Here is a 15,706-nt window from a genome sequence, read left to right on the forward strand (position 1 = left end):
AGATAACTACATACAGGAAGGGTGGATGAGTTGTCTCATAAAAATAATCCAAAAAAATTTGCACTTAATATGAGTGCAGCCCAATTTACGAAATTTTACATTATGCATTTGCTGCAAGTAAGCGAGCCGATGATTAGTGAACATTTTAAAAAAGAATTTCATAAATTGACAACAAATTGGATCCCTGCGCCTTCGACATTACTGGATACACTTCATGAAATGACAGAGGAAGGCTTTCTGGCTAGGAAAGAGGACTATAAATCCCATGAAAAAAAGCGTCAGAAAGTATATTGGTATTATTTGACCGATTTAGGAAAAGAAGAATTTGATATTCTTAAAAAGCGTTATAAAATCCTGTTTGAAGAACAGCTTCACATTTTAAATAAGATTATGAAAGATGTATATAAATAGAGGTAGAAAGACTTCTGCTTAGAGAAAGGAGCTGCTTAAAATGAAATTAAGTGTCCTTGACCAAAGTCCGATCTCAAAAGGACAAACGGCAGCAGAAGCATTGCAGCAGACACTTCAATTAGCTCAGTACACAGAGGACTTAGGGTATCACCGATTCTGGGTGGCTGAACATCATAACACCAATGGGCTGGCTGGTACGTCCCCTGAGGTCTTAATCAGCAGAATAGCTTCCGTGACTCATTCTATTCGGGTGGGGTCTGGTGGGATTCTTCTTCCTCAATATAGTCCTTTTAAGGTTGCCGAGAACTTCAAAACCTTAGAAGCCCTGTTTCCAGGTCGAATTGATCTTGGTATGGGGAGGTCTCCTGGAGGAGGGAAGAAAACGAGACTTGCTTTAACCGATGGGTTGGAAAAACCATTAAGTGCCTTCTCCAGGCAGGTGAAACAAGTTCACCAGTTCCTTCACAATGATGTTCCAAAAGGCGAAGATTATTTTGGAGTTTCCGCACGGCCATTAACTAACAGCCTGCCCCAGACCTGGGTACTGGGTCTTTCCGAGTTAGGAGCGAGAAGAGCTGCTGTAAATAGTACAGGTTTCACATTTGGACACTTTATCAATCCTGAAAACGAAGCTTCTGCACTTGCCGCTTACCGCCAAAACTTTAAACCGTCTCAACATTTGACAACACCGAAAGTGAACGTATGCATTTTTGCCGTTTGTGCGGAAACTCAGGATGAGGCAGAAGAATTAGCTTTAAGTCAGGATAAGTGGCTTCTTCAAGTTGAGAAAGGATTGGATACCCGGATTCCTTCTGTGCAGGAAGTCATCGATTATCAATTTTCAAACGACGAGCTGCAAAAACTAAATGATAACCGCAGGCGTGCTTTAATTGGCACTCCCCATTTTGTGGCAGAACAGCTTCAAGAGTTAAGTGAGTCCTTTCAAGTGGATGAGTTTCTAATTATCACGAATATTTTTGACTTTGAAGCAAAAAAGAAATCGTACAGGCTGCTTGCCGAGGCATGCAAAAATTGAAAGTTAGGCGGTTGCTTAAGCATTTCACCCATACGAATTGAACTCCTCCTTCATATAAAATTACTAAGGGGGGAAGAAATATGGGTTACGGTTATGGTGGAGGATTTGCGTTAATTGTAGTATTGTTTATTCTCCTTGTTATCGTCGGAGCAGCTTGGTATTAAAATAGTCAAAGCGTGGTGTAAGCCACGCTTGCTACATACAAATTCACTCAAAAGGTTTACGAAGAAAAATCGTGTTGTATAATGAATGGACAAAACCTAGTAAAGGATGTTGAAGTATGTCATTATCGATCGGTTCTATTCAATCGGTGGAAGTTCTCAAGAAAATAACAAATGGATTTATCGTCACGGCTGACTCAGAGGAGTTATTTCTTCCAGATGCAGAAGTAAACGAAGAGTTTGAGGTAGGAGATACAATCTCCGTTTTTATTTTTCCTGACAAAAAAGGGAAACTAAATGCTACGATGTCTCTTCCAGACATAACAAGAGAGGCTTATGGGTGGGCAGAAGTAGTGGAAACAGTACCGCATTTAGGAGTATATGTACAAATTGGTATCCAAAAGGAAATCCTTGTTTCTAAAGATGAGCTTCCGTATATTCAAAAAGTATGGCCGCAGCCAGGTGATGATTTATTTGTAAGCCTGGAAGTGGACAAGAAGGGCAGACTTTTAGCTGAGCCCATTTCTGAAAATGAAGTAATGGAAGACTTAATAAAAGCCCCGGATTCCCTGCTTCATGAGGAAGTCGCAGGCAGGATATACAAATCAACGAAATCAGGATCCTTCCTGTTAACCGAAGAGGGATATAGAGGGTTTATCCACCCTCATGAAAGAAAACAAGAGCCAAGAATGGGTGAAACGATTCAAGGACGAGTGATTGACGTTAAAGAGGATGGGACAATCAATGTTTCTTTGCTTTCCGTAAAACAGGATCAGATGAAGGACGATTCTGACCAGATCCTTGCTTTCTTGGAGGAACAAGGCGGTACGATGTACTTTCATGATAAAAGCAGTCCAGAGGACATCCGGCAGACGTTCCAGATTAGCAAAGCTGCATTTAAAAGGGCGCTTGGCAAGCTCTTGAAGGACGATAAAATTGTCATGGATGAGGAAAGCACCCGGCTGAAGAAATAATACCGTGTTGTCTTGAAAAAATCAGCAAGCCTGGATAGTTCTAGGCTTGCTGATGGTACGTTTTTACTTGCCCGTTTAAGTACCGGACTTGTAAATGAATGTCTCTAAAGTTGTCGGAAAGACCAAGATTTGACAAAACTTCCGTAATGACAAATTCCTTGCTAGAATCTTCGTCAAATGCAAAGTTATGAAAGTTTGTTACTAATTGATCCACAGCCTCTTTTCCAAACACCGTTTGTTTATTGAAATCATAAATCGCTCCTTCTGATCTGTTTGCAGTTGAAAGAAAATGGATTTTGTAATTTCCTTGCTGGCCGTAGTTAATGTTTAAATCAAACCGTGTGAAAGGCAACACTTGTTCGTTTGCATTTTTCCCGCTGTAAGCGATTTTTTTTGTCACAAATCCCTTGGGTTCTGGAACCGTTTCTTCCTTCGCGCATCCTGTAATTAGTAAAGTGAAAAGTACAATAACTGTTACTATTGGTTTCATCATGAAAACCTCCAAATCACCTTTTATATAGGTTTTCCATAAAGAGAATTTTTCATGAATGTAAATTAGAAATTAAAGATTGATGCGAATTTGATATTCTTTAAGCCACGCATTAATTTGCAGGAGGTAATCAAGAAGCCCTTTCGCTCTTGAACCGTCTATACCCGGATGTCTGCCCTCCGCTATCTCTCTCACCACATCCTCTTTGATTAATGAAAGAATAGGGGAGTCTGGATCATCCAGTACGTTTAACATCCATCTTTGAACACGTTGCAAATATTCATCATCTTTTGTACTTGGATACGCACTCTTTTTCCGATAACGGACATCCTCAGGCAAATAATCTGCAAATGCTCGTCGCAGAATCCCTTTTTCAATATCATCAATTCTTTTCATCTCATATGGAATATTCCACAGATACTCTACGAGACGGTAATCACAAAATGGAACGCGAACTTCAAATCCAGTCATCATACTTGCCCGGTCCTTACGATCAAGCATAAAGGGAAGAAACCGGGTAATAAACATATAGGACATGCGTCGTTGCTTAGCCTCCATCCCCGTTTCTCCCTCTAACTCAGGAATTTCTTCAAGCGCTTCTTGGTACCTTTCCTTTTGGTACTGCTTCAGTTGCAGTTTTTCCTGAATATCGTCTTTTAATATACCTCCCATATTGCCTAAGTTCATTAACCATGGGAAAATATCCGCATCTAAATACTCTTCTTGATGAAACCATGGATACCCAGAGAAGACTTCATCTGCTGATTCGCCAGAAAGGGCAACAGTGGCATCCTTCTTCATTTCCGTGAATAAAAGGTACAAGGATGTTTCAATTTCGCCTACTCCAGGCAAGTCTCTGGCACGCATCGGAACGAGCAAATGATCTACCAGCTTGTCCGAGTCAAGAACAATGGATGTATGATTTGTTCCGACATGTTCAGACACTCGATTTACCCAGGGTTCATCTAAATCCCTTCTTAAAAAGTCTTCTTCAAAATCAGCTTCACTGTTAACAAAGTCGATGGAATAAGTGGAAAGAGCCTTGCTATCTTCTCGGAATTCTTTTCCAGCCATAGCCGTGAGCCCACTGGAGTCTAATCCCCCAGAAAGCATGGTAACAAGCGGTTTATCTGCAATTAACTGCCGCTTTACAGTATCTTCTAATAATTCACGTATCGTGTTTACAGTTGTCTCAACGTCATCTGTGTGCTCTTTACTTTTAAGCATCCAGTACTTTTCATCACTGGAATTATTCTCAGAGAAGGTCATAAAGTGGCCGGCTCTTACTTCCTGGATGCCTTTAAAGACAGCTTTCCCTGGAGTCCTCATTGGTCCCAGCCCAAATACTTCAGCTAAGCCCTCTGTATCCACTTCCGGTTCTACATCAGGATGGGAAAGCAGGGATTTAATTTCAGATCCAAAAATAATCTGCCCCTCACGTTCGGCAAAGAATAAAGGCTTTACACCTAAATGATCCCTTCCAAGCATAAGCCGATCCTGTCGTTCATCCCAAATGCCAAAGGCAAAAATCCCATTGAAATGTCGAATGCAATCCGTGTCCCATTCTAAATAAGCATGCAGTAAAACCTCAGTATCAGAATTTGTTTTAATGTCATGACCTTTTGCCAGTAATTCATCACGAAGCTCTAAGTAATTATAGAGTTCTCCGTTGTAGGTAAGGGCAATGTGATCCTCGCCAATTTGATACACCATCGGTTGTGCGCCGCCTTCGGGATCTATAACAATAAGTCTGCGATGCCCAAGTGCCGCATGATCCTTCAACCAAAATCCTTCAGCATCCGGTCCCCTGTGTTCGATTGCATCTGTCATCGCTTTTAAAGTTTCTTTATTTTTGGAAAGATTTTTAGACCAATCCACCCATCCTGTAATACCACACATTCTATACGCCTTCTTTCAAGAATATTTCATGGGAGTGCTCTCCATGTTGATCAAGCTTTATGACCGTATTTTAAAATTGGTCATTTCAAATGGTATACCTGCACCGTTTCGGCAGTCAATCAATGGATAACTGATCACGTAAAAAAATGTCAATGGTCTAAATATATATACAAATTATGTAAATTAATTCATGACATTTGTCTCATGTTTTTATTGAATATTGAAATTATGAACTTTTAATATCTAAATTAATATGTAAATATTTATCTAAAATAAAATGTAAATTATTTGGATAAAAGCTGTAAACAAAATGTATAATTTATGTGAAAAGGGGACTACTATAAAAGGTGTTAACCGTTTACAACGGCTGCAATATGGAGAAATAATACTTTACAATAAAAGAGAACCCCTTACTCATGCAGACAGCATAAACAAAGGGAACAGAGTTAACTGTATTTTTTTGTTGTTGAGGAAAGGACCTTATATTTCGTTAGCAATTCGAGATATAAAGAGGTAGCAACAAATCCTGTTAAATAGACAAGCAAAGTTAATAAGTGGTTCCATCCGTTAAGATAATTTACTTTATCAATATATACCGCAAACCATTCAAGCAGAGTAGTAATAGCGGTAAACCATACAATTAAACTTAGGTTTTTATATTTCCTTTTTAATTTAATAAAAGCAAATAAAGTAGCTATAAAAGGAAAATAACCGATGTTATATGGCAGAATGGAAAGAGAAGGATTTTTTAAAGTCGGAGAAACAGTCCAGAACAATTCAAACCCCCAGTCATTAGCCAAATAGGCGATCGTGATCCCTAAGGGAAAGATCAGTATGACGATAATTGGGGAACGAAGAGCGAGCCAAATACTTAAAATCCACGGGATCACTAGCCCCACCACAATGTTGACAATCATTTAGCACCACCCTTTTTTCTTTATCATACCCATAGAGTTTGAACTTATGAGGGTAAAGTGGGTGTTCGTAATGATGAGGTACATAATTAACGCTCGATTCCTTGATGAAGTTCATAAGCAGCTCTTATTCCTGATTCAATAGCTCCTTCTATCCACCCGTGAAAATTAGAGGTATGTTCGCCGGCAAAGTGCAGTTTTCCTTCAGGTTGGCGAATGTATTCAGAGAAGTTCTCCCCTTGGCCGGGAATGAATAATGTAAAGCAGCCCGCTGAAAAAGGGTTCCTTGACCAATTGAACGAAATACTTTGTCTGAATTCTTTATACACAACCGTCCCATAAACGTTTGCCAAATCTTTTAAGACCATTTCTGTCATCTGACTGGGTGATACGCTGTTCCAAAGTAAAGCATTCTGACCCCAGCTGTAGCTGGCAAGAAGTACTCCAGAGGAATTAAAAGGGTTCTGATGGCTTGAAGGGTATGTAAACCTTATCGGCTGATCTGAGATAATATTTCCGTAATTCATGGTTTCCCAGAAACGGTGTTTAAATTCCATTCCAATTTTTATGGAGGGCACGCTAGGCAGTTCACAGATGGCTTTGCGTTTCTGAAAAGATACTGACTCAAAAGGAATCATGTCGATAAATTGCAACACTGTAAAAGGCAAGGTAATAACAGCCTCATCTCCAGAAAAAAGATAAGTATCTCCATTAACCGTATGGGCTGTTTCAAACGTAACTCCTTCGGAACTTTGGTAAATTCTTTTTATCCGTTGGTTGAAAACGATATTGGAGGCCAAATGAGGAAGAAACGCATGAGGAAGATGGTCGTTCCCACCGTTGATTTCAAAAAACTGCGTTTCTTTATTAAAAATGGGATAGATAATGTCTGTTAAAATATCTAAAAAAGAAAATTCAGGAAACCCTTCAATTCCTAATAATACTCCGATCAACCGTACTGCTGCTTTGGACAAGGAAGGACCTAAAGGGTTATATTTTAAAAATTCTCCTATTGAATAACGAGAATACTCCTGTTTTAAATGGTTTTTCTCCTCCTGATTACTGTTCTCATATTTGTCAAGAAACGGCTGAATTGCAGCCGTGAGCAGCTCTGTTGCTGTTTTTCCTTTTTCCCATCCAACGAGCGGATACTGGAGGACTTCTGGGTGTTTTTCGTAATACCTCTTGGTCGTCAAAACGTTATTTACGAATATAAAATCCTTATCGGAAGTATTCATAAAGGGATGTAAGGAAAGGTGAAACTTCTGAATATAGGCCATGGCCAGTTCATGGGTATCCGGGATTCTCATCGCTCCTACATCTAAATAATTTCCTTGTGTGAAAGGCTTTCTCACGGTGAAAATCCGCCCGCCAATCCGATTATTTGCTTCGATGATCGTGATTCGGTAACCTGCTTGTTTTAACAATGACCCCGTTACAAGTCCGGCCATACCAGCTCCTGCAATAAGAATATGTTTGTCTTTCTTTTTAGGAGACAGTCCATTTCGAATGATGGACAGCAGATCCTCAGGATATTTCAGATCGTTAGAATTATTGAAGCGCATCATGTAAACTCCCTTTTTTTTACATTTTATGAACCGGGCGGCAGTGTATGAGAAAGAATTGTTTAGAATCGTAAATAAACCATTCCTCATTGAATAAGATGGTGATAGGAAAGAGGGAGGTCAAACCTATGCAAGTTTATGTGGTGCAGCCGGGAGATACATTGTGGGGAATTTCACAAAGGTATAACTCTTCCATCAGTCAAATTGGTTTACTTAATGGACTTAATGATTGGAATCGACTTGTAGTGGGGCAGGCATTGGTCATTCCCGAATTAGCGAAGGAATATGTTGTAAAGCAAGGCGACAGCCTGTGGGGAATCGCTCAACAGTTTGGAATTTCTGTTCAAGAGCTTGCTCAATTCAATCAGATTACCGATCCGAAGCTCCTCTACGTAGGCGATTTACTGCGTCTGCCTTACGTACGTTACACAGTTCAGCCTGGAGATTCTTTATGGGCGGTTGCACGCCGGTTTGGCGTGTCAGTAGAAGAGATTATGACAAACAATACTCTCTCGGATCCAGCTTTAATCTATGCCGGCCAAACCCTTTATATCCCTGCACCAAGTTTACCCGCCATTGATGTGAATGCTTATACGACTTCGATTGATTCACAAGGAGCTCAGGAAGTATTATATTTAGGACGTAATTTTACTTATTTATCTCCATTTATGCACTCGGTAAGGAACGACGGCTCAGTTTCCAATATAGAGGACGCTCCGTTGTTAGAAGCTGCACAGGCGAATGATGTGGCTCCTTTATTTGTGCTTACCAATTTTGCAGAGGGTTCCTTTGATTCTGATCTAGCAGCGACCATCCTTAGAAATCCAGAACTGCAAAACAAAGTGATCTCCAATGTGTTAAATAAAATGGCAGAGAAACATTATTCGGGTCTGAATATCGATTTCGAATATGTCTACCCTGAGGATCGGCAAAATTACAACGACTTTTTAAAACGAGTGACTGAGCAATTACATGAACGTGGATACATCGTTTCTACTGCTTTAGCACCAAAGATCTCCGGAGACCAGCAGGGCTTGCTTTATGAGGCTCATGATTATGCTCAACAGGCTCAAATTGTAGATTTTATCATATTAATGACTTATGAATGGGGATGGGCGGGAGGGAGACCCTGGGCAATTGCACCGATCAACAAAGTAAAAGAAGTGCTGGATTATGCGGTCACGGTTATCCCAAGGGATAAAATTGTTATGGGCGTGCCTCTTTACGGACGGGACTGGAAGATTCCATGGGTGGAAGGCACTTATGCGCGTACCGTCAGTCCAAAACAAGCGGTGCAATTAGCTTCATTATATGGCGTTCCAATTCAATATAACGAGCAGTATCAATCCCCTTATTTTCGATATGCAGACGAACAAGGCCAGCAGCATGAAGTTTGGTTTGAAGACGCCCGGAGTGTTCAAGCTAAATATGATGTTGTTAAAGAGTATGGTTTAAGAGGGATAAGTTATTGGGTGCTCGGCAATCCCTTCCCGCAGAACTGGCCGGTATTACAAACGAACTTTACTGTTCACAAACGATAAAACCGAAAGAAGGTACTTCCTCCTTTCGGTTTTTTATTTTTGGTGCTTTAACTTTTCTTCTTCCTCTGCTATGACAAACGCTAACTCGTCATTCCCAAATACAGACAATACATTCAACAGAGCAGTGGTTGTAATTTCTTCTGCTTCTTCCAATGGAACGGTCGATTCCAAAGCATTCTGCAGGATTTGATTTTTGACCTGGGAAGGATATGCTTTTTGATAGAGCTGCTCCGCATCTAAATTGTGATTTATACACCACTGGGCGAACACAAGCACCATGGTCTTTTCATCCTGTTTGTATTGTTTAATGATCTGTTGTTCCTGTTCCTTTTCGTTCATTTAATTTCCTCCTGTCTATTTAAATCGTAAGAGGAGGTTAGATGGATGTCAATTTTTATACGTAGTTCACATCGCTATCCTGTTAGGGAATGCTTGCTTCATGTGTCTATCTCATAAAAAAGGAAAATACCCCGAACAGAACCGCGCTTATCCCGGCACCAATCAACGCGGGAGCCAGTTTCTTTTTAGAATATTTAATAACGTCCAAATCCATAATCGTACATAAGGTTACCGAGTTATCGCTTAAAGGAGAAGCGAAAGCTCCAAAGGTCCCGCTTGCAAAAACCGCTCCAATGACAAGCAGGATATTTACGCCGGCATCATGGGCAAGCGTAATCCCAAGCGGCATTAACAGACCCCAAGTTCCCCAGGAAGATCCAATAAAGTAAGAGATAACTCCGCCAAGAAGGAAAATGACCGGAGCTACAAACAGGTGAGGAATCCAGTCCACATGCCCTGTAATATAGTCCGAAAAGCCGAGATCTTCGGAAACTGCTGATACTCCCCAGATCAGTGCAAGCAGAAGGATAACGGACATTAACTCATTTCCGCCCTTAATAAAGTGACTGACTAGCTTGGACACCTTATATTTTTGAAACATGAAGTAGATAAACGCAAGGATTAGCGAAATAAGCAGGGATTCCAGCATCACCCCTAATGCATCACTGCGAATGAAAGCTTGAAAAACGGAATCCGCTCCTTTGTGACCGTCCCACCAGCTTAGAAAAATCGTCAATCCAAGAAACGTGATCAGCGGAAGAAGTAGATTCAGTGGTTTGATCGCAGTATCTTGTTCATAAGCTCTATGGCATGCATCCAATCCTTCCTCACCTTGCTGTTCTTCGGCGTTCTCCCCGGAATTTTGCTGCATCGCTTCATCCGATTCACTTTCTTTCGGCTTTTTAAAAAAACTGTAATAAATGCCGATTAAGATTAAGACAAGAGAAAAGAAGTTAAACGGAATGCTTTTTACATACACCATGTAAGGTTCTTGATCAATTCCTGCTTCTTGCAAAGCATCGCCTATCGTCGTAACCATATAGCCGACGAATGCTGTTGCGATAGGTACCAAGGCAACGACGGGATTCGAGGTCATTTCAATGGCAAAACCAATCCTTTGTTTCGACATTTTTAATCGTTTCCGCAAAGCCTTCATAATTGGAGCCACCGTTACGATGCGGAAATCCGGATCACTAAAAGTCCCTAATGTCGTAATCCACGTTAAAAACATCGCACTTTTTTTCGTTTTTACTTTATCGTTCACCAGATGAACGAATCCTTTAATGCCTCCCGTGAATTTTATCATGCTGATAAGACCTGCAAAGCCATACAAAAAAATAATAATGCGGATGTTGCTGGATTCGACTACATTATCCACTATATAGGATAAGGCGGTTTTGATGCCTCCTAACAAGCTTGGTTCTATAATATAGGCGCCCACAATTAAACCAACAAACAATCCAGGCTGGACCTGTTTCGTTAAAATTGATATAGGTATGACTAATATAAAAGGTATTAAAGCGACCCATGAATGATCCATTACGCTCAGCTCCCGTCTTCAATTCTTCACACTTGCCATTAGTATGAGTAAGTATGGAGAGAACATGTACAATTGACTTTTTCTAGAAATTTCATGTATACGATTGGAAAATGCTTGTGTATAATAAGAACAAACGTTCGTATTGAAGGTGAATTGAGATGGATTATTCTATGTATCCGCGTAACGATGTGTTGTGCATTGATATGCGTTCCTTTTATGCAAGTGTCGAATGTGCTAAGCGCGGGATGGATCCCAAAACAGCTCTGCTTGCTGTCGTCGGGGATCCAAGCCGGAGCGGAAGCATTGTCCTTGCTGCCTCGCCGGCATTGAAAAAAAAGCATGGCATCAGCAATGTCAGCCGCTATTTTGAGCTTCCTGATGACCCTCAGCTTGTGATCGCTGAAGCTCATATGGGCGACTATCTTGAAGTATCTGTAGAAATAACGAAGACCATTATGAATTACGTACCTCAAGAGGCGATCCACGTTTATTCCGTTGATGAATTATGGGTGACGATTACTGGTTTGCAGAAGTTATACGGTCCTCCTCGTGAGACTGCCCGGCTGCTGCAGCACCAAATCCGTGAACAATTCGGCATCGAATGTGCCATTGGGATCGGGGATAACAAGTTTTTAGCGAAAGTCGTCATGGATATTCACGCGAAAAAAGCAGACGACGGTATAGCCGTATGCCGTTATGAAAATGTAGAACGGCTGTTATGGCCTACTCCGATTGAAGATATCTGGGGAATCGGCCGCCGCATGACGCGAAATTTAAACCGTATGGGAATTGTTACGCTCGGCCAGCTTGCGAAACACCCATTGAAATATTTGCAGAAGCATTACGGAATTATGGGGGAACAGTTGTATTACCACGCGTGGGGGATTGATCTTAGCCCTGTCACCGGAAGTTTTATTAAGACGGAGCAGAAAAGCTATGGTCACGGCATTACACTGCTTAGGGATTATGAAAAAGAAGAAATCTATGCGTGCTTTTTAGACTTGTGCGAGGAAGCCTGCCGCAGAGCAAGAAGAGATGATAAGGAGGGGCGGACGATTCATTTAGGTGTCGGCTATGCTAAAGAAACCGGAGGCGGATTCAGCCGGTCGATGTCTATCCAGACCCGGACCAATAGTACAATGGATGTGTATAAAACTGTAATTACATTATTTGAGCGCTTTTATGATGGAGAAAGTAAAATTCGCAGAGTCTACATTTCACTCACCAATCTTAACGACGAAGCGGATATCCAACTGAGTTTTTTTAATGACCGCACAAAAGAAAAGGACGTAGGGGAAGTGATGGACAGAATCCGCGATAAATTCGGAACGACGGCTATACTCAGGGCTACCAGCTTCACGAATTCCGGGATTACAATTGAACGAAGCAATAAAATTGGCGGACATAATGCTTAAAATCGCGGTACATGACTGCTTCAGACTGTCGGGATAGCCCGGCAGTTTATTATCAAGCCTGCATGGACAAGGTTTCATAATGCAGGAAAAGGGTATGTAAAAATATGGATGTTAGGGGGTGGAAGATGCTCAGCAAAAAAGAACTGTGGAAGCTGCGGGTTGTAGAGCTCGTACAGATCAATATAGGAATATTATCCGTAATCGTTCTTTTCAACTGGTATTTTTCAAACGAATATCCCTTATCAATTTTTTGCTGTCTTATAGGAGTAATCTTGCTTGGTTCATTCATTGTATCGAGGTACCGGGAACAAACCGGCAAAGGGTACCGGCCGAAGAGTCTGAAAAAATTGAAAGAATACGAAAAAGAAAAAATGGGAGAAAAAAGGCGGCACCGGCAACATCAAATAGGAACCACGTTCTTTCTCCTATTGGCAGGATTATGCTTTATTCTGCCGTTTATTATAGATCTTCCTGCAAATTACGCTCACCATGACACTGGTAATTATTTATTACAGCTCATTTTTCCTTTGATCGGCTTAAATCTAGGCTCATTTATAAGAGCAAGGCGAATGGACAAGTCTGAAAAAGGACAAGCCTTGAAAACTACATTTGAATCCGGGATGAAAACCTTTGTACTAGGAACAGCAGCCTGGGGAGTCAGTGTAGTAGTCATTGTGATCGCTGTGCTTCTTTTCTCTTAAAAAAAGCTTATTTATAACAACGGTACACACGGCAGCCAATTGGTACATCCGCGCTTGAAATAAAGGCGGCATGCTTTACCCACAGATCATAATGCTCGACACCAATGTTCGCTGAAGGACTGTAATCCTGCTGATCCGCGGCTGCATGGGCGAGCGAGATGTCTTCTGCTTCTATATAAGTGAACCCTTTTTCATACAAAAGATCCTTCCACTCATTCTCACAAAACACCTGTTTCACACCATAGATATCGTGTACTTCTTGCTTTTCACTATCAGACAGCTTATTTTCAGCTGTCATTTCAATCATCAAGAGATGCCCGCCAGGCTTCAAAACCCTGTACAACTCTCCGATAGTTTTTTCAATAGATGTAAAAGAGACGACCGATTCAGATAAAACTAAGTCGAATAAATCACTGTCAAATTCCAGATTCTCAGCGTCTCCCTGGATGATATCCACCCGGCTCAAATGATCTTCAAATCTTTTTTTCGTCTTTTCGATCATAAGAGGATGCTGATCGACTGCAGCTACCCGGCAGCCAAATGTATGAAATAAGTGCCAGGCTGTCTGGCCGGTGCCGCAGCCGATATCGAGCACATACGTTTCAGGGGTGATTTTTTCCTCGTTTAACAAATCCTCCGTCAATGCAAGACCGCCTGGATGAGCGCCACCGATCCCAAATAAAGCTAATAAATCTAAATATTTATTTTCCATCGTTCTCCTCCATCCATCAGTTCACCATACCTTCAACATATGTGAAAAACTGCCCAGCGTGAGAAGAATTTACATTTAAGCAAGCAGGCTCATGGTAAACTAACTACATAAAATTATTTCAAGGGATCGATGAAATGAGAAGCATAAGAATAATCGTCCTAATTCTAATGGGCATCCTATTTTTATCAACAGGGACCTATTATTTAATGAATGCGAGAACCGTGCAGCTTTTTGGCGGGATCACGAGTAAAGTCAGCACAGAAGAAAAGGTCGTCGCCCTGACGTTTGACGACGGTCCTACTCAACTTACCGATTCTCTTCTGCAACTGCTGAACAACTATAAGGCGAAAGCAACTTTTTTTCTTATCGGAAATGAACTGGAAAAGCATATGGACTTTGGAAGGCAAATCGCAGGAGAGGGGCATCAATTGGGGAATCACTCGTACACCCATAAGCGAATGATTTTTAAAAGCCAATGTTTTATTAAAAAGGAAATAGAAAGAACAAATGACTTGATTCGTAAAACAGGTTATGAAGGCGAAATTGATTTTCGTCCGCCGAACGGGAAAAAATTGGCGGGGCTCCCCTATTATTTAAACAAACAAGGAATCGAAACCATTACTTGGAGTCTTGAACCGGATTCTTATTTTGACAAAAATCCGGATAAGCTTAATTATGTAAAAGAGAAGGTAGAGCCTGGTTCAATTATTCTGCTCCACCCAATGTATGATAAAAATGAACTTGAAGTTGTTCAGGGAATTCTGGAGTCGCTTTCCAAGGAAGGCTACCAGTTTGTTACCGTAAACGAACTTCAACAATACGAATCACGAGCTTCTAAGGAAAGTTAATGTAAAAATAACACCACCATAACCCTGAGAACGAAAAGGTTATGGTGGTCTGCTTATTAAGCTCTGGTTTTATAAGCAGTATTCGTTTGATTCAGTGTACTGTCACTGCCAAATAAAAAGTGTTTCTCCATGTCAGGAGAGTAGGTGGAGTTCACTGTTTTTCTTCCTACCGTTTCAGCTACTTCTCTCAGCATACTAGGAGAAGCACCGCAGCATAAACCATAGTAATGCACCCCGGAACGCTGCGCTTCTTTTGCCCATTCTGCTAACTCATACCTGTTGCAGTATAATGGATCAAGTGAAGTCGGGAAAGTGGTCTCCGTTGGAAGGGAGCAGGAACAGCCGCCGTCCGGCAGATTAAAGAAGGTCGGATGTTCTTCTGTTGTCCGGTATGGAATAGGCAGTGCGCCAACGTATCCATCGACGGCCTGAGTAATTCTTTCGATGTAAGGCTGCATCGTAGCAGGACCGCGGAAACAATTCATTCCCACCACTAAAGCCCCTTGTTGTTCAAGGAGGCGGCAAGCTTCTTCTACCTCATAACCATCCCGTAATTTATTTTCTCCCATCACGCCAAAGGTAATGACCGCCGGAAGTCCTTGCTTCTTAATTTCTTCGAGAGCAATTTTTGCTTCTTCGTAGTAATAAAAGGTTTCCCCGTTAACAAAATCGACGCCTTCTTCTTTGCACCAGCTGATCATCTCATGAAACATACTTCGAATGGCCGCTTTTGATTCTTCATCTTCAGGGTCGAACAAATTAGTATTGGAAATATTCCCGGCAACCAGTGCCTCTTCTTCAGGGTGTTCTTCCGCTACTTCCTTGGCCAGCCTGATCGCCTGTCTATTCAACGGCTCAAGTAAATCTTCCTTACCAATAATTCTCATTTTCTCACGGTGCCCGTTATACGTAAAAGCCAGCACCACATCAGAACCAGCAAGCATATAATCCCGGTAAGTCTGTTTTAATGCCTGTGGATTATCAAGTGCCACTTCTGGGACAAATGAGCCCGCCTGCAAATACCCTCTCCGTTCCAATTCAAATAAGTAGCCCTCACCGCAGATTACGGGCCCATCCTGCAATCTTTCTTCTAGAGTTCGCTTCATTACTATCCACACCTTTCCAAAAAATAAAACAGTCACTCTTCTTAAAATAAGAAG

General features: G+C 41.3%; 16 protein-coding genes. 8 read left to right on the forward strand and 8 right to left on the reverse strand.

Annotation, left to right across the window (positions count from 1 at the left end):
• Positions 1 to 21: 21 nt before the first annotated feature.
• The 4 genes from MUN89_RS12605 to MUN89_RS12620 all read left to right on the forward strand — a co-directional run bounded on the left by MUN89_RS12605 (position 22) and on the right by MUN89_RS12620 (position 2,582).
• Complete coding sequence (locus tag MUN89_RS12605) at positions 22 to 411, forward strand: helix-turn-helix domain-containing protein (RefSeq protein WP_244708165.1); 390 nt, start codon at positions 22 to 24, stop codon at positions 409 to 411.
• 40 nt (positions 412 to 451) lie between these two features.
• Positions 452 to 1,447 carry an LLM class flavin-dependent oxidoreductase gene (locus MUN89_RS12610; RefSeq protein WP_244708166.1) on the forward strand — a complete coding sequence of 332 codons (996 nt, stop codon included), beginning with the start codon at positions 452 to 454 and terminating at the stop codon, positions 1,445 to 1,447.
• 80 nt (positions 1,448 to 1,527) lie between these two features.
• Complete coding sequence (locus MUN89_RS12615) at positions 1,528 to 1,611, forward strand: YjcZ family sporulation protein (protein WP_244713766.1); 84 nt, start codon at positions 1,528 to 1,530, stop codon at positions 1,609 to 1,611.
• Between the two features lie 116 nt (positions 1,612 to 1,727).
• Entirely contained in the window at positions 1,728 to 2,582 is an 855-nt protein-coding gene (locus tag MUN89_RS12620) for a CvfB family protein (RefSeq protein WP_244708167.1), read from the forward strand.
• 40 nt (positions 2,583 to 2,622) lie between these two features.
• On the opposite strand, the gene MUN89_RS12625 is transcribed toward MUN89_RS12620, so the two are convergent.
• The 4 genes from MUN89_RS12625 to MUN89_RS12640 form a co-directional block, all read right to left on the reverse strand.
• Complete coding sequence (locus MUN89_RS12625; RefSeq protein ID WP_244708168.1) at positions 2,623 to 3,075, reverse strand: YusW family protein; 453 nt, start codon at positions 3,073 to 3,075, stop codon at positions 2,623 to 2,625.
• Positions 3,076 to 3,144: 69 nt separating this feature from the next.
• Positions 3,145 to 4,971 carry an asparagine synthase (glutamine-hydrolyzing) gene (gene asnB, locus MUN89_RS12630; RefSeq protein WP_244708169.1) on the reverse strand — a complete coding sequence of 609 codons (1,827 nt, stop codon included), beginning with the start codon at positions 4,969 to 4,971 and terminating at the stop codon, positions 3,145 to 3,147.
• Positions 4,972 to 5,417: 446 nt separating this feature from the next.
• Positions 5,418 to 5,888: a hypothetical protein gene (locus MUN89_RS12635; RefSeq protein ID WP_244708170.1), complete on the reverse strand. Its 471-nt coding sequence runs from the start codon at positions 5,886 to 5,888 to the stop codon at positions 5,418 to 5,420.
• 86 nt (positions 5,889 to 5,974) lie between these two features.
• Positions 5,975 to 7,453 carry a flavin monoamine oxidase family protein gene (locus MUN89_RS12640; RefSeq protein ID WP_244708171.1) on the reverse strand — a complete coding sequence of 493 codons (1,479 nt, stop codon included), beginning with the start codon at positions 7,451 to 7,453 and terminating at the stop codon, positions 5,975 to 5,977.
• A 125-nt stretch (positions 7,454 to 7,578) separates the two neighbouring features.
• Here MUN89_RS12640 and MUN89_RS12645 point away from each other — a divergent pair, with 125 nt between their 5' ends.
• Positions 7,579 to 8,991, forward strand: coding sequence for a glycoside hydrolase family 18 protein (locus tag MUN89_RS12645; protein ID WP_244708172.1), 1,413 nt, complete (start codon positions 7,579 to 7,581; stop codon positions 8,989 to 8,991).
• 33 nt (positions 8,992 to 9,024) lie between these two features.
• On the opposite strand, the gene MUN89_RS12650 is transcribed toward MUN89_RS12645, so the two are convergent.
• Both MUN89_RS12650 and MUN89_RS12655 read right to left on the reverse strand, forming a co-directional pair.
• A complete protein-coding gene (locus tag MUN89_RS12650) occupies positions 9,025 to 9,330 on the reverse strand; it encodes a hypothetical protein (RefSeq protein ID WP_244708173.1) in 306 nt (101 codons plus the stop codon).
• A gap of 106 nt (positions 9,331 to 9,436) precedes the next feature.
• On the reverse strand, positions 9,437 to 10,870 hold the full coding sequence (locus MUN89_RS12655) for a Na+/H+ antiporter NhaC family protein (RefSeq protein ID WP_244708174.1): 1,434 nt from the start codon (positions 10,868 to 10,870) through the stop codon (positions 9,437 to 9,439).
• A gap of 158 nt (positions 10,871 to 11,028) precedes the next feature.
• On the opposite strand from MUN89_RS12655, the gene MUN89_RS12660 reads away from it, so the two are divergent.
• Together MUN89_RS12660 and MUN89_RS12665 are read left to right on the forward strand one after the other, a co-directional pair.
• Positions 11,029 to 12,285, forward strand: coding sequence for a DNA polymerase IV (locus MUN89_RS12660; RefSeq protein ID WP_244708175.1), 1,257 nt, complete (start codon positions 11,029 to 11,031; stop codon positions 12,283 to 12,285).
• 125 nt (positions 12,286 to 12,410) lie between these two features.
• Positions 12,411 to 12,986, forward strand: a complete 576-nt coding sequence (locus MUN89_RS12665; RefSeq protein WP_244708176.1) for a hypothetical protein — start codon at positions 12,411 to 12,413, stop codon at positions 12,984 to 12,986.
• 7 nt (positions 12,987 to 12,993) lie between these two features.
• On the opposite strand, the gene MUN89_RS12670 is transcribed toward MUN89_RS12665, so the two are convergent.
• On the reverse strand, positions 12,994 to 13,698 hold the full coding sequence (locus MUN89_RS12670; RefSeq protein WP_244708177.1) for a class I SAM-dependent methyltransferase: 705 nt from the start codon (positions 13,696 to 13,698) through the stop codon (positions 12,994 to 12,996).
• 134 nt (positions 13,699 to 13,832) lie between these two features.
• Between MUN89_RS12670 and MUN89_RS12675 the strand changes: the two genes are divergently transcribed.
• On the forward strand, positions 13,833 to 14,546 hold the full coding sequence (locus MUN89_RS12675) for a polysaccharide deacetylase family protein (RefSeq protein ID WP_244708178.1): 714 nt from the start codon (positions 13,833 to 13,835) through the stop codon (positions 14,544 to 14,546).
• A 56-nt stretch (positions 14,547 to 14,602) separates the two neighbouring features.
• Here the strand turns inward: MUN89_RS12675 and MUN89_RS12680 are convergent, their stop codons facing one another.
• Positions 14,603 to 15,652, reverse strand: a complete 1,050-nt coding sequence (locus MUN89_RS12680; RefSeq protein WP_244708179.1) for a homocysteine S-methyltransferase family protein — start codon at positions 15,650 to 15,652, stop codon at positions 14,603 to 14,605.
• Positions 15,653 to 15,706: the final 54 nt, after the last annotated feature.

It is taken from the genome of Halobacillus salinarum, assembly GCF_022919095.1.
Lineage (GTDB): Bacteria > Bacillota > Bacilli > Bacillales > Halobacillaceae > Halobacillus_B > Halobacillus_B salinarum.